This window comes from Sphingobium sp. (assembly GCF_035511395.1).
In the GTDB taxonomy this organism is placed as follows: domain Bacteria; phylum Pseudomonadota; class Alphaproteobacteria; order Sphingomonadales; family Sphingomonadaceae; genus Sphingobium.
This window is the reverse complement of the sequence record NZ_DATKFP010000350.1, coordinates 83,946-101,867: the sequence shown is the minus strand read 5'-3', so window position 1 is coordinate 101,867 and position 17,922 is coordinate 83,946. Positions and strand designations below refer to the sequence as shown.

Sequence of the window (17,922 nt, the reverse complement as noted above, 5' to 3'; positions counted from 1 at the left end):
CATGCCGCCCCCCGTCATCGGGGACCTCGATATTGTTCGTCCGATACCGGTTCGAGCCAAGTCACGCTTCGGCCCGCGACCACCTCGGAAACAGCCACATGGGTCATCTCCCCGGTCGGCTGCGCGCCATGCCAGTGTTTCACGCCCGGTGCCGTCCACACGACGTACCCGGCTTTTATCACCCGCACCGGCTCACCCTCGGCCTGGACCCAGCCCGCACCCTTGGTGACCACGAGAAGTTGTCCCATGGGGTGCACATGCCAGTTGGTGCGCGCGCCTGGCTGGAAGGTCACGGTCGCTCCGCCCAGGCGCGCCTCGCCGCTTCCCTTGAACGGCGAGGTAAGCGTCGCAGTTCCGGTGAAATTGGAGGCGGGTGCCGTCTGCGGCTTCTGGCCGGGTGCGAAGAGCGTCAGTGGCGGGGTTTCTCCGCTTGCCGCAACCTGCCCGGAGGCGAAGGCACGTTCCGCGATTCCAATCGCGTCGGACGCCTTGGGGAGACCTGCATAGAAAGCGAGATGGGTGAATGCCTCGATGATCTGTGCCTTTTCGAGACCGTTTTCGAGGCCGAGACGGATATGGAAGGGCAACTGGCCCGTATCGCCGTTCGCCGCCAGCGCGATGAGCGTGACGAGGCTGCGATCGCGGCGCGACAGGTCCGGCCGGCGCCACAGGTCGCCGAAGATCACGCGGTCGGTAAGCTCGGCGAATTTCGGCGCGACGCCTGCAAGACGCCGCTCGTCCGCACCTGTTGCAGGATCCAGTGCCGGCAGCGACGGGGCGTCCTTGAGACCTTGCAGCACCGAGCTGTCGATCTTCCGTTCGGCAAAGACCGGTGCGATGACGTTGATCGCCGAAACCGCATTGGGCCAGCCCGTATAGAAGGCCAGGTGGGTCACGATCGCGGACACTTCCGAAGGCTTTACGCCATTGGACAATCCCCTGTTGAGATGGCTCGCGATCTGCGCGGACTTCCCCGTCGCGATGAGCGTGGTCAGCGTCACGACGCTGCGGTCCCGCGGCGAAAGTTCGGGCCGCTCCCAGATGTCGCCGAAAAGGACGCCGTCGGTATAGGCCGCCAGACCAGGAGCCATTTCCTGCATGTTCCTGGGCGCGACCGAAGGGCGCTCCTCGGCAATCGCCGAGGAGGACATTGCCAGTGCGGCCACGGTCAGCGCACCCTGGAGGGAACCCCGCCTGCTACCTTCAATACGCATGTCTTCAGAGCCGCGGGGATTGGGGCGGGCTAAGCCGGCGGGCGGTGCGCGTCATCATCGATGGTTTCCTCGGCAAGACGTGGGACCATCAGGCGCAGTCCCGGAGAGAACCGATCCTACCGCAGATCGGGGCTATCGATTAGAGGATGGAAATCGTTTAAGCCTATGACAGGAAGTCATGAAACTGGAGTGCGTAACGGATTATGCGGCAGGAACTGAGCAGTCTGGCAATGTTCGTGACGGTCGCCGAGGAACAGAGCTTTACCCGGGCTGCAGCCAAGCTCGGTATCTCGCAGTCGGCTCTGAGCCACTCCATGCGGCGTCTCGAAGCAAAGCTCGGCCTTCGATTGCTAACCCGCACCACAAGGAGTGTGGCGCCGACCGAAGCCGGGGAAAGGCTGATCGAAACCTTGCGCCCGGCACTGGAGGAAATCGACGATAAGCTGGGTCTTCTCACGGAATTTCGTGAACGCCCGGCTGGAACAGTGCGGATATCGACATCCAAACACGCCGCGCAAACGGTTTTGATGCCTGCACTTGATAAGGTCATGGCCGACAATCCCGATATCATTATCGAGATGAACGTAGATGCCGGCCTTACCGATATCGTTGCGGGGCGTTTTGACGCTGGTGTAAGACTGGGAGAGCGGCTCGAAAAGGACATGATCGCCATGCGCATCGGTCCCAAGCTGAGAATGGCGGCCGTCGCCTCGCCCGCCTATTTCGCCGAGAAAGGCGTGCCCAAGACGCCTTATGATCTCGCGCAACATAGTTGCATCAACCTGCGCTTCGTGACCGCCGGAAGCCTCTACGTCTGGGAATTCGATCATGAGGGCCGGGAAATCCGGGTGAAGGTGGAAGGGCAACTCATCCTCAACGACGTCGATCTGGTGACGAGCGCGGCGGTGGCCGGACGCGGCATCGCCTTCCTCGTGGAGGATCATTTTCTTGAAGAGATAAAAGCAGGCCGGCTCGAGCGCGTCCTGGAGGACTGGTGCGATCCGTTCGATGGATATTATCTATACTATCCCAGTCGGCGCCAGCCCTCGACCGCTTTCCGCGCAGTGCTCGAGGCACTGCGCTACAAGGACTGAGCCCAGGCAGGATCCTGGGGGACGCTACCGGTAGCGCAGCGCCTCCAGCAACAGCGCGAAGGCCGGGGACGCATGCCGCCGGCTCGGATAATAGAGGTGATAGCCCGGAAAGGGTTCGCACCAGTCTTCAAGCACGCGGATCAACCGTCCGGCCGCGACATGCTCCAGGATCTGGTCTTCGGGAACATAAGCCAGTCCCAGCCCGTCGAGGACCGAGGCAAGCCTTACCACGGCCTGGTTGACCACGACCTGACCCTCGACGCGTACTCTCAGTTCCTGACCGCCTTTTTCGAATTCCCAGGCATAGAGGCCGCCATAGGTCGGCAGGCGGATATTGATGCAGTTATGGCCCGTCAGATCCTGGGGCTGGCGGGGCATGCCGCGATTTGCGAAATAGTCTGGCGTTCCCACCACGGCCATCCGCATGTCCGGACCGATGCGCATGGCGATCATGTCCTTCGCGACCTGTTCACCCATGCGCACGCCCGCGTCATAGCCCTGCGCGACGATGTCGGTCAGGCCATAATCCACGACGATCTCGACGTGGATGTCGGGATGGTCGGGAAGAAAGCGCTTGAGCGCAGGCTGCAGCACCGAGGTCGCCGGATGCTCGCCCGCGGTTATCCGTATCGTTCCGGCCGGCTTTTCCCGCAGGGCGCTCAGCGCGCCCAATTCCTGCTCTATCTCCTCGAATCTGGGCGCCAGCGTCGCGAGCAGCCTGTCGCCTGCCTCGGTCGGCGAGACGCTGCGCGTGCTGCGCGTCAGAAGACGGATCCCGAGGCGCTCTTCGAGGCCCTTGATCGTCTGGCTCAACGCGGATTGGGAAACACCCAGCTTGGCCGCCGCCCGGGTGAAGCTGCGTTCCTGGGCAACGGCGACGAAGGCCGCCAGATTATTGAAATTCTCGGTCGACATTGATTAGCTCATCTTATCGCGTCATGTCGATTATAGCGTCTAATTGTTCAGCCGCGCGAGCGCTATCTGGATTGTCGAAGAGCCGGACGCATTTCGGTTCATCCATCCGGGAACTGGACCATGGAACGACCAAGCGGCGCACACCCGCATCAAGCAGCGATCCTGGCGATCATCCTCATTAGCTATGTAATGATCGTCCTGGACATTTCCGTGGTGCTGACCGGGTTGCCGATGATCCATCACCAGCTCGGCTTTTCCGAGGCGAACCTTGCCTGGGTGCAAAGCGCCTATACGCTTACCTTCGGCGGCTTCCTGCTGCTGGGCGCCCGTGCGGGCGACATATTGGGCCGGCGGGCGATGTTCATCGCGGGCCTTATGATCTTCACGATCGCCTCCCTTGCGATCGGCGCGTCCCAGTCGGCGGCCTGGATGCTGTCCTGGCGCGCGATACAGGGCGTGGGCGCCGCTGTGCTTGCCCCCTCGACGCTGGCGCTTCTTCAGACCAATTTCCCGGAAGGCGAGGCACGCACGCATGCGGTCTCCTGGTACAGCGCGGCCGCAGGCCTGTCGGCGACTGTCGGCCTCGTCCTAGGCGGCGTTCTGGCGGAGTGGATATCCTGGCGCGCAGGCTTCTACGTCAATCTGCCGATCGGTATCGGGCTGATCGTCGCGGCCCTGCGCTATGTCGAGGAAACCCCGCGCCACACCGGCCGGTTCGACCTTGCAGGGGCGTTTACCTCGACCCTGGGGATGGGCGGTCTGGTCTTCGGCTTCATCCACTCGGCCCATAGCGGCTGGGACGATCCTGTGACGCTGGCGACCGTCGTGGGTGCGATCCTCTGCCTTGCCGCATTCGTGGCGGTGGAGCGCCGGGCCGAGCAGCCCATCCTGCCATTGTGGCTCTTCGCCAGTGCGGAGCGTTCGGGCGCCTATGCAGCGCGGATCCTCTATCTGGGCGCGATGGTCGGGTTTTTCTTCTTCACGACAATCTATCTCCAGGAAGTCGTGGGCTATGGCCCCGCCTTGTCGGGCATGGCGTTTCTCCCCGCCACCGTTCTGCATTTCCCCTTCGCCCTCGCGGTGCCGCGTCTGGTTCGCCGCTTCAGCCCGGAGAAACTGCTGATGGCAGGCGTGCCGATCGGCGTGGTCGGCATGGGGTGGTTGAGCTGTGCTTCTGTGGAAAGCGGCTATATCTGGTCGGTCGCTTTCCCCATGTTGCTGATCGGGATCAGCCAGGGGCTGACCCTGAGCCCGTTGACCTCGGCAGGTGTGGCGGGGGTCGATCCGCGCCATGCCGGCGCGGCATCGGGAGCGGTCAATGCCGCCCACCAGATCGGAAGCTCGGTAGGATTGAGCATCCTTGTCGCGATCGCGGCGATCGGAACGGGCTCCGTCGCCGGCCCCGCCCTGACGGCGCATCGCGTGACCCAGGCGCTCGAAGCGGCAACCGTCATGCTGCTCCTCGCCTTCCTGATCATATTTCTGGCGATCGTCCGCCCGGCCGCGAAGTCGCCTGCCTGATTTTCCCGACTGCGGGCTTTGCGAAGCGACCGAATTCCCCAAATGTCCAAAGGAGAATGACATGACCACATGGTTCATCACGGGATGTTCGACCGGTCTGGGTCGAAGCCTTGCGCAAGCGGTGCTCGTGGCCGGCTTCAATGCGGTCGTGACTGCGCGCGATCCCTCGGCCGTCGCTGATATCGTGGCTCACTATCCCGAGCGCGCTCTCGCCGTCGGGCTCGACGTTACCGACCCATCCGGCGTGAACGCGGCGCTTGCCCTTGCCCGAAGCCGATTTGGCGGCATCGACATATTGGTGAACAATGCGGGCTATGGCTATCGGGCGGCGGTCGAGGAAGCCGACGATGCGGAAGTGGCTGGCCTGTTCGAAACGAACTTCTTCGGTCCCGTCTCCCTCATCAAGGCGGCATTGCCGGACATGCGCGCGCGCGGCAGCGGGACCATCGTCAACATAAGTTCGATTGCCGGGCGCCTCGCCATGCCCGGATCGGCTTTCTATTCGGCCAGCAAATTCGCGCTCGAAGGCATGTCCGATGCCTTGCGCAGGGAGCTGGCGCCCCTGGGCATTCATGTGCTGATCGTCGAGCCGGGCGCCTTTCGCACCGACTTTGCCGGCCGTTCGCTGCGCGGCGCCAGCGAAGGTCTCCCGGCCTATGACGGGACGGCAGGACCGCGCCGCAAGGGCAGCGACAGCTCCGATGGCACGCAGCCCGGCGATCCCGAACGCGCCGCCCGGGTCATCCTCGAAACGGTCGCAAGACCCGTGCTGCCGGTCCGGCTGTTGCTTGGCAGCGACGCCGTGGCGATCGTCGGGGAAGAGATTGATCGTCAACGCCGGGAGCTGGAGGAATGGGCTGCTGTCAGCATCACGACCGATTTCGGCCATGAGGCGTGAGATCATTCATTAGGCGAGCTTATCGCGACATCCACATTATCCCATCTAATCGAAGAGCATCGGGGAAGGCATATTGGACTGTGGCGATATCCCGACATCGGATCGGGTTCGATGGCGCAGGAGCAGTGGAATGACAGACAGGGATATCAACGGTCCGGGCATCGGACGCCGCGGCTTTCTTGCGGCGGGCGGCGCACTGGCAGCTGCTCCGCTGATCGGGAACGGCAAGGCGCAGGCCCGGCAACATGGGGATAGCACGACTGCCGACAATGCCCGCCGCAGGCTTGGCGGGCTGGAGGTTTCCGCCATTGGCCTTGGCGTCCAGAATATGAGCCGCACCTACCAGACCACCGTGCCGAGCCGGCCCGAGATGATCAACATCATCCGGGCGGCCCATGATCGCGGGATCAGCTTCTTCGACTCGGCAGAGGCCTATGGTCCGCTGGAGGTAGAGCGCATTCTGGGCGAGGGGGTGCAGCCCTTTCGCGACAAGGTGGTGATCGCCACCAAATTTGGCTGGAACATCGACCCCGAGACCGGGCGTCGCGGTCCCGGCCTCAACAGCCGGCCCGAGCATATCAGGACTGCCGTCGAGGCCATGCTCAGGCGTCTTCGGACCGACCGGATCGACCTGCTCTACCAGCACCGCGTCGATCCCAATGTCCCGATCGAGGATGTGGCAGGCACGATCAAGGCGCTCAGGAGCGAGGGCAAGGTCCTGCACTGGGGGCTGTGCGAGATGGGCCTCAACACATTGCGCCGCGCGCATGCCGAGCTGCCCGTGACCGCCGTGCAGAGCGAATATTCGATGCTGTGGCGCGGTCCCGAAGAGCAGGTTCTGCCTCTCTGCGAGGAACTGGGGATCGGCTTTGTTCCCTGGAGTCCGCTGGGCGTCGGCTTCCTCACCGGAGCCATCGATATGCAGACGGCCTATGCCGACGGCGACATTCGCAAGGGGGAGAGTCGCTTCTCGCGCGAAAATCTGCCCGCGAACCTCGCGCTTGTGACGCTGCTCCGGGACTGGGCGACGCGCAAGCAGGCGACGGCTGCCCAGATCGCGCTTGCCTGGCTTCTCGCGCAGAAGCCCTGGATCGCTCCCATTCCGGGCACGACCCAGATGGCCCATATGGTCGAGAACAGCAACGCCATGGCGGTCCGGTTCACGCCCGACGAGGTTCGCGAGCTTAACGCCGCCGTCGCCGCGATCAAAGTACAGGGCGAGCGCCTGCCAGCGCCGGTCCAGGCTTTTTCCGGAGTCGAAGCTCCGCCCAGGGCGTCATGAGCGAGCAGGATGCCCTGTCGCGGCGCACGCTGCTCGCGACGCCAGCGCTTCTCGCCTTCGCCGGCACGGCGGCGTGCGCGCAGGAAGGCGGAGCCAGACGGGCGGGTGCAGGCAGGACGCTCGTTGCCTATCTCACACGCTCGGGAAACACCCGGGTAATAGCGAAGACGCTCCAGCGGGAACTGCGGGCAGACCTTTTCGAGATTCGCACGGCACGGCCCTATCCCGAGGATTATGAGCAGCATGTCGCGCAGGCAACGCGCGAGCGGGACGGCGGTATCGAGCCACCGCTCGACGCCAGGGTCGAGGAGATCGCCAAATATGAGGAGCTGTTCCTCGGCTTCCCCATCTGGGGCGAAACGGCGCCGGCGCCGCTGCGCTCCTTCCTGCGTGCGCATCAGCTGACCGGCAAGACGGTACGGCCGTTCATCACGCATGGGGGATATGGACCGGGCGATGCGACCGATGTCCTTGCCAGCCTTGCTCCTGGCGCACGGATCGAGAAACCGTTCGTGCTGGAGTGCGATCAGGAGCGCAGGACCCTCGACCAGATCAGAAGCTGGCTTGGCCAGATAGAAGGATGACCCCATGAAGACGCGTATCCTGGGCAATGGCCTGGAAGTTTCGGCCCTTGGCCTTGGCTGTATGAGCATGACGCAAGTCTACGGACCGGCGGCGGACAAGACCGAGATGATCGCCATGATCCGCGTTGCGCGCGAGGATGGCGTGACCTTTTTCGACACCGCCGAGGCCTATGGCCCGTTCGCCAACGAGGCCCTGGTCGGCGAGGCGCTGGCGCCGATCCGCGACGACGTGGCGATTGCGACCAAATTCGGCTTCGACATCGATCTGGAAACCGGCGAGCGCAGGGGTGGCACGAACAGCCGGCCGGAGCATATCAAGGCGGTCACGGAAGCGGCATTGCGGCGTCTGCGCACAGACCGGATCGACATCCTCTATCAGCATCGCGTCGATCCGGCCGTACCGATCGAGGATGTCGCGGGTGCCGTGAAGGATCTGATTGCCCAGGGCAAGGTCAAGCATTTCGGCATGTCGGAGGCCGGGGTGGATACGATCCGGCGCGCCCATGCCGTGCAGCCGGTGACGGCCGTTCAAAGCGAATATTCGCTGTTCTGGCGCGAGCCGGAAAAAGCGCTGCTGCCCGCCCTGGAGGCGCTGGGCATAGGCTTCGTGCCCTTCAGTCCGTTGGGAGCCGGCTTCCTTACCGGCCAGATCGACGAGAACACCAAGTTCGACGACGGCGATTTCCGCAACTTCGTGCCCCGGTTCTCGCCGGAAGCGCGCAAGGCCAACATGGCGCTCGTCAACATCGTCCGGACCGTTGCCGATCGCAAGGAGGCGACGCCGGCGCAGGTCGCACTGGCCTGGCTGCTCGCGCAGCGCCCTTGGATCGTTCCGATCCCCGGCACCACCAGGCTGCATCGCCTGCGTGAGAATCTGGGTGCCCTCGAGCTGGAACTGACCCCGGCCGACCTGGCCGAAATCGATGCGGGAACGTCGAGCATCCTGGTCCAGGGCGAGCGGTTGCCCGAGGCGGTGCTCAAGATGAGCGGTCTTTGAATATCCAGTAGATTCAGGAGAAACGGAAATGGAATTGAAGCGCGCGGGCTCACAGCCCTCCCAGGCCGCTCCGGCCCAGTATTTCACCGGAACAGTGCGGCTCGATCCGCTCAACGCGCCTCCGCCCCCCGCGCGCCACAGCTGCGCTGCGGTCACTTTCGAGCCGGGCGCGCGCTCGCACTGGCACACGCATCCGCTTGGGCAGACGCTGATCGTGACCGCTGGGTGCGGCTGGACGCAGTGTGAAGGAGAGGAGATCGTCGAAATCCGCGCAGGCGACGTGATCTGGTGTCCGCCCGGTCATCGGCACTGGCATGGAGCGACAGCCACGACGGCAATGACCCATATAGCAATTCAGGAAGCGCTGGACGGATCTGCCGTCGAATGGATGGAAGCGGTGACCGACGCGCAATATTGCAAGGGTCCAGCCACCTGACCCGAATGGCTGGGTGCCGTTGCGGCGAGGCAACAGGTGCTCGATGAGAAGCCTGGCCCCCGACGCTTTCGATAGCGGGCATGTCAGCGCACGGCGGTGACCTGTTGATCGATACTGCCAAAAGGTCCGCCGCGCGCCTCCATTCTGATCCGATCATTGAACCGGAGGAAGGGCGTGGCCGGCTTGCCGCTCGCGATCATTTCGATGGCGCGCCGTTCCGAGAGGCAGCAGGAGCCGACGCTGGCGTAACCAGCGTTCGACACGGTGCCCGAGCCGATGATGGTGCCCGCGACGAGATCGCGCGTGCGGGCGGCATGGGCGATGAGATCGTGGAAGCCGAACGCCATTTCGCTGCCATGGGGATGACCGAACCATTGGCCATTCAACGTAACTTCCAGCGGCAGATGGACGCGGCCATCCTTCCACGCCTCGCCCAGTTCGTCGGGCGTCACGGCAAAAGGGGCGACCGAGCAGGCGGGCTTGGCCTGCACCCAGCCGAAACCGGTTTTCATTTCGACAGGCGCGATGGCGCGCAAAGACCAGTCGTTGATGAGGAGAACGAGCTTCACATGGCGCAGCGCATGGCCGGCCGGCGTGCCCATCGGCACGGCGTCGGTGATAATGCCATATTCGCCCTCGAAATCGATGCCGTCGGCTTCGCTGGGCAGCGGTACGTCGGCATGGCCGGGCAGAAAGCGGTCGGACAGTCCCTGATACATGAGCGGCCGGTCCGTCTCGATCGGCGGGAGGCCAAACGCCTTCTGCATCAGTTCGCCATGTTGCGGGAAGGCGGATCCGTCGAGCCATTGCCAGGCGCGGGGCAGCGGGGCGAGCAGGTGGCCGTGGTCGAGCGGTTCGCCTTCGCCCTGCTCCAGCCGGCTCGCCAGCGCACGCAACGGCGCCTCGACAGCGTCCCAGTGCTCGATCGCCTGTTGCAGCGTGTCGGCGATGCCGGTCGCAGCCAGGCAGCGTTGCGCGTCACGGGAGGCGAGGATCAGGGCGCCATCGGGCGTCCCGTGGGACAATGTTGCAAGACGCACGCGCTCAATCCTCGAAGATGGCGACGGCGCGGGTCCAGCCGGCGGACGCGCCCTTGATCTTGTGAGGGAAGCAACTGACGGTGAAGCCGGCGCCGGGCAGGCTCTCCAGATTGTGCAGCTTTTCGAGGTGGCAATAGCCGATGTCGCGGCCAGCCTTATGCCCTTCCCAGATGAGCGAAGTGTTGCCGGTCTCCTTCACCTTCTCCGCCGTATAGGCGAAGGGCGCGTCCCAGCTCCACGCATCGGTGCCGGTCACGCGGACGCCGCGGGACGTCAGATACATGGTTGCCTCATAGCCCATGCCGCAGCCGACATTGACGAAATCGGGGCGGCCCAGCGCCTTGCCCGCTGCCGTGTTCACCAGCACGATGTCGAGCGGTTGCAGGTCGTGGCCGATGCGCTGAAGCTCCGCCTCGACATCCGCCGCCGTCACGACGTAGCCGTCGGGGAAGTGCCGGAAATCCAGCTTCACGCCTGGGCGGAAGCACCAGTCCAGCGGCACTTCATCGATGGTGATCGCCCTTTCCCCGCCATCCATGGTGGGGGAAAAGTGCCAGGGCGCGTCCAGATGCGTGCCGTTATGCGTTGTCAGCGTCACCCATTCCGCCGCCGCAAAGCCTTCGCCGCCGGGCGTCTGTTCCGCTGTCACGCCTGGGAAGAAATGCTGGAGTTCCTTCACCGTGTCCTGATGCGTCTCATAGGTGATCTTGGGCCGCATGAAGGGCGGGTCGGAGACGACGTCATTGTCGAGGGTGATCGATAGGTCGACGAAGCGACGGGTCATGCTCTTGGTCCTTCGCGGAGAATTTACGGGCGCGGGGCGGAAAGGGCTGTTCGCAGGGATGGCGGGGTGATGATCGCGGCCAGGCCTGCGCCATATCCGACCTTGAAGAGAAGGGCGGCGAGTGGCGTCAGCATCTGCACGCCGCCGATCCAGACAAAAGTCGCGACGAGCGCCGATCCCGCGAGGGCCGATGTAATTGCCAGAAGGATTGCGCGCGCGACCAGATGCCGTGGCAGAAGGGACGAAGAGGGCGTAGCGACCAGCCGGCCTGACCGTAATTTTCTGCCTGCGATAATGCCCGGAACGAGGACGCTCATGAGGGCGATCATGAAGCCCTGGGGCATGAAGTCGAACACCCAGCCCCCGACGCCCCATGGCGGGATTGGCCGGTCCAGCCCGAAGATCGCCAGGAAGAAGGCGAGCGACAGAGCTGCGTTGATCGCAATGCTGATCGCGGTTTCCCGGCGGACATAGGCGTCCAGATCGCCGGTGGAGGGGGTCACGCCGCGTGGCCCGCCAGCGTTTCGGCGAACCAGTCGGAAATGAGGTCGCGACCATAGGCCATGTTGTCGGCACCGACATGCTCGACGCCACCCTCGCGCGGCGTGAAGATGACCTTCTCGCGTCGCGGTGAGTTCACCAGCTGATCGTAGAGATCATCGGCATAGGCGACGCTGATCTGCCGGTCGTTGGCGCCATGGGTGACGAGGAAGGGCACCTTGATCGAACCCATATGGCCGTTGAGGTTCATCGCCTCGGACCGGCGAAGGAAATCCTCCTGATCCCTGGCGCCGAAGGCCCAATGGACATGCGCCCAATAATGCGGAACCGGATTCTCGCCCTCGCGCGCCATGCGCTTGTTCTGCACCTCGCGCCAATTATGGTTCGCGCCCCATACCGCGCCGCTGGCGAAGCGCGGTTCATAGGCGACGGCGCGTGGCGCAAAATGGCCGCCCAGCGAAATGCCGGTCATGCCGATGCGGGCGGGATCGACTTCGGGCTGCTGTTCCAGCCAGTCGACCGCCTTGCTCGCCCAGCTTTCGCTATGTGGATCGACGGGGAGGTTCTGGAGGCGGAGCGCCTCACCCGATCCGGGCTGATCCACGCAAAGGGTCGAAATGCCGCGCCGCGCCAGTTGTTCAGGCAGGCGAGTCCAGTAGAGTAGTTCCTTGCAGCTATCGAGGCCGTTGCAGAACACCACGACGGGCTTCTTCCCTTCGCCGGGCGCGCGGGTGAACAGCGCGGGCATGGTGCCGGTTTCAAGCGGGATCTCCACCCGCTCGCGGTTGATCTTGCCCAAGGCAGTCGACCGATCGAAGGCGTTGCGCGCTTTGGCATAGGTCGCCTCGCGCCCCGGTGCGCCATGCCCCTGCATCCGCTCGGCGGTAATCAGGTAAAGCGATGCGCGCTCCAGCTTGTTGGAGGCCGAGAAATTACGCCCTTTCGCCGCATCCTCGGCGGCAAGATCGACCAGCTTGTCGCCCATCGCTGCCCAGGCCTTCATGAACATCGGCGTGCCTGCGTCGCCACCGTTTGCGGTCGCGTCCTTGATCGGCTGGCACATGTCGACGATCTCGCCGATCTGCCCACCGCTCTCCATCGCGATCGCGACCGACAGGTTCCAGATATAATTGGGAAAATATTCGAACAGCGCCATGGCTCAGGCCTCCCCCCTTAAACTTCCGCCGCCTGGAACAGGCCCGTGTCGGGTTCGGGATGCGGCATGGTCTGCGGGCCGCCGACGCCGATGCCCCACTGATCCATCACCTTGGGGCCGGGCACATGGACTTTCGGCTCATGGCTCTCGAAATCCACATATTCCAGCTCGGACGTATATTCGACCGCGAAGCCGGCCGGCGTGGTGAAATAGCTGAAAGTGTTGTTGCCGGCGGTGTGTCGGCCCGGCCCCCAGCGGATATCGGTGCCCTTTTGGCGGAGGCGGTTCACGCCCACCATCATGTCGTCGACGCTCAGCATGTCATAGGCGACATGGTTCAGGCAGGGCGGTCCGGGCAGGATGGCGATGCGGTGGTGCGCGCCATTACAGCGCAGGAAGCACATGAAGTCGCCCAGCCAGTCGGAAATCTTGAAGCCCAGCACATCGCAAAACCATTGCACCAGCGCCTTATGATCGGGCGCGTGCAGCACGATATGGCTGATCTTCTGCGGCACGCCTTCCCAGCGGACCATGTCGCGCGGGGTGCGGCGGGCAACATCGCTCGAAATCTCGAAGGTCAGCCCCTCGGGCGAGAAGAAGCGGAAACCATAGCCGCCGCCCAGCGTCGTCAGTTCCTTCGGTGCGAAGATGATCCGCGCGCCCGATGCCGCGACCTTGTCATGCAGCGCGTCGACATCGGCGCGGCTGTCGGCGGCCAGCGCGATCACATCGATCCGCTTCTCCGCCGCCGCGCGCAGGCGCACGACATAAAGTTCCTCGCCCCCATCGGCGGCGAAATGGACCATGCCATCCTGCTCGCCGGCCTCGACCAGTTTCCACTGGTCATGATAGAAGGCGCGCTCAGCCTCCAGATCGGGGACGGCATAGCCGACATAACGGATTTCGGTGACGCGGCTCATGGCGGCTATCCTTGATTGTCAGATGGGTTGGGAGACGACCGCGAACATCTCTGCGGTGGCCTTGTGATTATCGACCTGCGGCCCCTTGCCGATCTGGCCGTGGCAGATGGCCAGCGACTGTTCGACGATGTAGCGGCAGCGTTCGTAGCGACGGTCGCGATAGGCGGCGAAAGCGGCTTGCGGACTCTCCGCCTTGTCCAGTTCCTCGGCCAGCACGATCGCATCCTCGATCGCCATGCCCGCGCCCTGCCCCAGATGCGGCGTGGTCGCATGGACGGCATCGCCCAGCAGCACGACCCGGCCCTTCGACCAGGGACCATGCACCATCATCGCTTCGAGCGGGCGATAGACGACCCCGTCATTGTCGCTGATCTGCGCGGCGAGCGCCTGAATCTGCGGGGCGGTGTTGGCCAGCTTGGCGCGCATCGTCGCGGCCAGATCGGCGCGGGCATAATGGGGATTGCCCGGCTCGGCGCTGGTGGCGAAGAGATAGATCTGCTCCGCGCTCATCGGCACCAGCCCAACGCCGATCGGGCCATTATAGACATGCAGCGCATCCAGCCCGTCAGGCCGCGGGAAATTATAGCGCCACACGCCCTGCCCGGTGAACTCCGGCTTTTCCGCTTCGGGCAGGATCATGCCCCGCGTCTGCGAATAGACGCCGTCCGCGCCGACGACGACATCATAGCGATCCGCGCTGCCGTCGGAAAAGCGCACGTCGACACCCGCGCCGTCATCCTCCAGCGCCTCGACCGTCAGCCCCAGCCGGATCTTCGCGCCCAGAGCCTGCGCGCTGTCGCCCAGCACCTTCTGAAGCGCGCGGCGGCCGATGCCGACATTGGCGGGCTTGCCCGGCACCAGCCTCGGCGACGGCAGCCGCGCAACCCGGTCGCCGCTGGGAATATAGATTTCCACCGCGTCGAAGCCGCAGGCCGCATCGAGAAAGGCGTCCAGCACGCCCAGCTGCTCCATCGCCCGCACGACATTGGCCTGCTGGATGATGCCCACGCCATAGACCGACCAGTCGGGATCACGCTCGATGACGGTCACGTCATGCCCGCTCCGCCGCAGCGCGATCGCCGACGACAGGCCACCGATGCCAGCGCCTACGACAAGTATCCTGTGCGGTTCCAAACGTCGCTCTCCACCATTGTCTCGACGGTGAAACTAGCGACTCTTTCGAATTTCGAAATTCGATTGTTTGGATCGATAACGATCAGATTTTTTGATCGTAAGCCATGTCTCGCAGACGCGACCGCAGCCATTTCAGTCCCTCGTCCTGCGCCCGGGTATGATGGAACTGGACCATCTCGCGCATCAGCGGAAAGTCGAAGGGAAGCGGGGCGCTCGCAATCGGAAACATGCGTGCGGCAGCCTGTGCGAGCCGCTTGTGCATCACGGCGAGGCGAGGCGTTCCGATCAGCAGCCAGGGAACGGTCGTGAACGAGGATGCGGAGACCTCGATCCGGCGGACCTTGCCGAGGATGGCCAGATGGCGATCGGCAAAAGCGGCGTTGGATCTGGAACCGATCGCAACGGCCACATGGCCCGCGCTGAGAAATCCAGCCTCGTCGATCGGCTGCTCGAACAGGCCGTTGCCGCTCCACCCGACCACGACATGTTCTTCCTCGAACAATAGTTCGCTGGGATGGTCCGTGGACATGAACTGCTCGGGTGCGATCATGACGTCGGCCTTGCCGTCGACAATGAGCTGGGAGCTGTGATCGTCCGGCGATATGAGCTGGATGGTGACGCCGGGCGCCTGTTCTGCAAGTCGTTCCAGCAGGGGCGCAATGATGGCTGCCACCACATAGTCCGATGCGATCAGCCGGAAGCGTCTTTGCGAGGTCAAAGGGTCGAAGGAGGCCGAGGTGGCGAGCATCGACTCGATGGTCGCGAGGCATTCGCGGACCTGGGGCGCGAGGCTTTCGGCAAAGGCGGTCGGATACATCCGTTTCCCATGAGTGACGAGGAGCTGGTCTCCGAAATAGTCGCGCAGGCGCGAGAGAGCCGCGCTCATTGCCGGCTGGCTAAGGTTCATCTGCCTCGCGGCGCCTGAGACCGAACGCGTCTGCATCAGCCCCTCGAACACGCCCAGAAGATTGAGATCGAGACCGCGGAACCGCATGAACAATCCATTTCATGATTGGATATCGATAAGATCAAACGATTTAACCTATGACCCCCGGCTGTTCTACTCTTTCCTCGCAGACGTGCCGGATCAGGTACGCGAAACCGGAGAGGAGAGGGAATTGAAGACAGTATTGCTGGCCACCGTAGCGGCGATATCGATCTCGACTGTCGGCGCGCATGCGCAGGATGCAGGTGGCGATGCGCCCCGCGAAGCAGGCGCATCTGGCATTGCCGACATCATCGTCACAGCGCAGCGGCGAACCGAGAATCTCCAGAAAGCGGCCATTGCCGTCAGCGCGGTGACCGGCGATGCTCTGGTGCAGCAGAGTATCACCCAAGCGAACGATCTGACCCGTGTCGTGCCGGCCCTGCAGGTCGCTCCGGCCGCTTCCTTCACCCAGATCTACCTTCGCGGCGTCGGAACATTCGGCGCCAACGCCTTTGCCGAGCAGGGCGTCGCCTTCAATCTGGACGGCGTCTATCTTTCGCGCCCCGCTGCGCCTGCCGGCCTCTTCTACGATCTGGAGCGGGTGGAAGTGCTCAAGGGCCCCCAGGGTACGCTATATGGTCGCAATGCCACGGGCGGCGCGGTCAACGTCATCACGGCCAAGCCCAAGCTTGGCGAGACGAGCGGCTATATCAACGCGGAATATGGCAATTATGACGCGATCAAGGGATCGGCGGCACTCAACCTGCCCATCGGCGATAGCGCCGCATTCCGGATCGCCGGCCAATATGTGAAGCGCGACGGCTATTATAGCGACGGCTATGACGATGAGGATACGCAGGCGATCCGCGCGCAGCTGAGGGGCGAAACCGGCACGGGCCTCGATGCCACCCTCTCGGTCGATTATGCGCATGTCGGCGGCATGGGATCTGGCGGAACGATCATGCCGCTTCTTGATGGCAAGCATCGGCTCGGACCGAGCGACCCGCGCGTGATCGCCGCCTATGTCTCGCGTTCGCCGACGGCGCCCGTACCCCAGGCGATCGCGCGTAACGACGGATATCAGGATAACGGCTTCTTCGGTGCGGCCCTGACGGTCAATGCCGACCTGGGCTTTGCGACGCTGACGGTCGTTCCGGCCTACCGCAAGACCGACCTCGACTTCCGCTCCTATGCGTCGAGCTTCCTCATCGATATTCAGGAAAAGTCGAGCCAGATGTCGCTCGAGACCCGCCTTGCAAGTCGGTCGGGTCCGTTGGAATGGGTGGTAGGCGGCTTCTATTTCGCCGAGGATGTGAGCGCGCGGCAGCGCTTCGATCAGGCCAGCAACGGCACGAGGATCAATTCCCAGCTCGACACCGAAAGCCTCGCTGCCTTCGGCCAGGCGACCCTTTCGCTTTCGCAGCAGCTCCGGGTCACGGGCGGATTGCGCTACACCACGGACGGCAAGCGGCAGGCAACCGAGGCGCATACCCTGCCGTTCGTCGGCTTCGTCAATCCGGCCCAGGGCAATTTCACACCGATCATCCTCGATATCGTGAGCAATCCGCGCAGCGATGTGAATTTCAACAAGCTGACCTGGAAGGCGGGCGTGGAGTTCGACGCAGGCCCGCGCTCGCTGCTGTACGCCTCGGCCGCGACCGGGTTCAAATCGGGCGCGCTGTTTGCGGCGACCGGCCGCAATTATTCGGCTCCGGAAAACATGACCGCCTACACGATCGGGTCGAAGAACCGCTTCTTCGACAACAAGGTGCAGCTCAATGCCGAAGCCTTCTACTGGAAGTATAAGGACCAGCAGATTTCCCATCTCGGCCCGGTCCAGGTCGCCAGCACGCCCGGAGGTCCGATCTACGGCCCCGTCTTCACCACCGAGAATGCGGGGCGGTCGACGATCTACGGCATCGAACTCGAAGCCCTGTTCCAGCCGACGCCGAACGACCAGCTGTCTGCAAATATCCAGTATCTACACAGCAAATATGACGAGCTGACCTATCAGGCCTATTCGACGACGGGCACCGCGCCTGTGATCGGCTGCGCGGTGACGCCCACCAGCCAGACCGGGGCCTCGGCTGCAGCCCGCATCTACGATGTCGACTGCTCTGGTCGTCCGCTCGTCAACGCGCCCAAATGGGTTTTCAACCTGGGCTATGAACATGGTTTTGTCCTGGGAGACCATGGCCGGCTCACGGCCGGCGTCGATACCCGGATCGAGACGTCGCGCTATCTCTCGCTCGATTTCCTCGAGCTGGGCAGACAGGGATCCTATATGATGTCGAACGCCCGGCTGACCTATGAAACGCCTTCTGGCAAGCTTTCCGTCACCGGCTTTATCAACAATATCGAAAATGAACTGGTGTTCGCCAACTCGTTGCAAAGTCCGGCCAAGCCTGGCGTCATCTATAATCAGCTGCGTCCGCCCCGCACCTACGGCATTCGCGCCGGCGTCCGCTTCTAGAGGCGTGCGATCATCGCGCGGGGGATCGGCGCGCGAGTGGGACGG

General features: G+C 63.7%; 17 protein-coding genes. 8 read left to right on the top strand and 9 right to left on the bottom strand.

All coding sequences use genetic code 11. The features are described from left to right. Nucleotides 1–14: 14 nt before the first annotated feature. Nucleotides 15–1,214, bottom strand: coding sequence for a (R)-mandelonitrile lyase (locus VMR39_RS24235; RefSeq protein ID WP_325420011.1), 1,200 nt, complete (start codon nucleotides 1,212–1,214; stop codon nucleotides 15–17). Nucleotides 1,215–1,414: 200 nt separating this feature from the next. Between VMR39_RS24235 and VMR39_RS24230 the strand changes: the two genes are divergently transcribed. Then, entirely contained in the window at nucleotides 1,415–2,308 is an 894-nt protein-coding gene (locus VMR39_RS24230; protein ID WP_325420046.1) for a LysR family transcriptional regulator, read from the top strand. Nucleotides 2,309–2,332: 24 nt separating this feature from the next. Here VMR39_RS24230 and VMR39_RS24225 read toward each other — a convergent pair whose 3' ends face one another. Next, nucleotides 2,333–3,223: a LysR family transcriptional regulator gene (locus VMR39_RS24225; protein WP_325420009.1), complete on the bottom strand. Its 891-nt coding sequence runs from the start codon at nucleotides 3,221–3,223 to the stop codon at nucleotides 2,333–2,335. Between the two features lie 120 nt (nucleotides 3,224–3,343). Between VMR39_RS24225 and VMR39_RS24220 the strand changes: the two genes are divergently transcribed. From VMR39_RS24220 to VMR39_RS24195, 6 genes are all read left to right on the top strand, one after another. After that, entirely contained in the window at nucleotides 3,344–4,744 is a 1,401-nt protein-coding gene (locus tag VMR39_RS24220) for an MFS transporter (RefSeq protein WP_325420006.1), read from the top strand. Between the two features lie 61 nt (nucleotides 4,745–4,805). After that, nucleotides 4,806–5,642 (top strand): oxidoreductase, encoded by an 837-nt coding sequence (locus VMR39_RS24215; RefSeq protein WP_325420004.1) that lies wholly within the window; start codon nucleotides 4,806–4,808, stop codon nucleotides 5,640–5,642. Between the two features lie 130 nt (nucleotides 5,643–5,772). Beyond that, nucleotides 5,773–6,924: an aldo/keto reductase gene (locus VMR39_RS24210; RefSeq protein WP_325420002.1), complete on the top strand. Its 1,152-nt coding sequence runs from the start codon at nucleotides 5,773–5,775 to the stop codon at nucleotides 6,922–6,924. Further along, nucleotides 6,921–7,508, top strand: coding sequence for a flavodoxin (locus VMR39_RS24205; protein WP_325420000.1), 588 nt, complete (start codon nucleotides 6,921–6,923; stop codon nucleotides 7,506–7,508). Before VMR39_RS24210 ends, VMR39_RS24205 begins: the two co-directional genes overlap by 4 nt. Nucleotides 7,509–7,512: 4 nt before the next feature. Then, nucleotides 7,513–8,505, top strand: coding sequence for an aldo/keto reductase (locus VMR39_RS24200; protein ID WP_325419998.1), 993 nt, complete (start codon nucleotides 7,513–7,515; stop codon nucleotides 8,503–8,505). Nucleotides 8,506–8,533: 28 nt separating this feature from the next. After that, a complete protein-coding gene (locus VMR39_RS24195) occupies nucleotides 8,534–8,941 on the top strand; it encodes a (R)-mandelonitrile lyase (RefSeq protein WP_325419996.1) in 408 nt (135 codons plus the stop codon). Between the two features lie 83 nt (nucleotides 8,942–9,024). On the opposite strand, the gene VMR39_RS24190 is transcribed toward VMR39_RS24195, so the two are convergent. The 7 genes from VMR39_RS24190 to VMR39_RS24160 form a co-directional block, all read right to left on the bottom strand. After that, nucleotides 9,025–9,981, bottom strand: coding sequence for a fumarylacetoacetate hydrolase family protein (locus VMR39_RS24190; RefSeq protein ID WP_325419994.1), 957 nt, complete (start codon nucleotides 9,979–9,981; stop codon nucleotides 9,025–9,027). A gap of 4 nt (nucleotides 9,982–9,985) precedes the next feature. Further along, nucleotides 9,986–10,765 (bottom strand): cyclase family protein, encoded by a 780-nt coding sequence (locus tag VMR39_RS24185; protein WP_325419992.1) that lies wholly within the window; start codon nucleotides 10,763–10,765, stop codon nucleotides 9,986–9,988. 23 nt (nucleotides 10,766–10,788) lie between these two features. Continuing rightward, nucleotides 10,789–11,268, bottom strand: a complete 480-nt coding sequence (locus VMR39_RS24180; protein ID WP_325419990.1) for a hypothetical protein — start codon at nucleotides 11,266–11,268, stop codon at nucleotides 10,789–10,791. After that, nucleotides 11,265–12,422, bottom strand: coding sequence for an alpha/beta hydrolase family protein (locus VMR39_RS24175; protein WP_325419987.1), 1,158 nt, complete (start codon nucleotides 12,420–12,422; stop codon nucleotides 11,265–11,267). The genes VMR39_RS24180 and VMR39_RS24175 overlap by 4 nt, the downstream gene beginning before the upstream one ends. 17 nt (nucleotides 12,423–12,439) lie before the next feature. Continuing rightward, entirely contained in the window at nucleotides 12,440–13,342 is a 903-nt protein-coding gene (locus VMR39_RS24170; RefSeq protein WP_325419985.1) for a VOC family protein, read from the bottom strand. An 18-nt stretch (nucleotides 13,343–13,360) separates the two neighbouring features. Continuing rightward, nucleotides 13,361–14,476, bottom strand: a complete 1,116-nt coding sequence (locus VMR39_RS24165) for an FAD-dependent oxidoreductase (RefSeq protein WP_325419983.1) — start codon at nucleotides 14,474–14,476, stop codon at nucleotides 13,361–13,363. An 82-nt stretch (nucleotides 14,477–14,558) separates the two neighbouring features. Beyond that, entirely contained in the window at nucleotides 14,559–15,470 is a 912-nt protein-coding gene (locus VMR39_RS24160) for a LysR family transcriptional regulator (RefSeq protein WP_325419981.1), read from the bottom strand. 124 nt (nucleotides 15,471–15,594) lie between these two features. Here VMR39_RS24160 and VMR39_RS24155 point away from each other — a divergent pair, with 124 nt between their 5' ends. After that, nucleotides 15,595–17,877, top strand: a complete 2,283-nt coding sequence (locus VMR39_RS24155; protein WP_325419979.1) for a TonB-dependent receptor — start codon at nucleotides 15,595–15,597, stop codon at nucleotides 17,875–17,877. Nucleotides 17,878–17,922 lie beyond the last annotated feature (45 nt).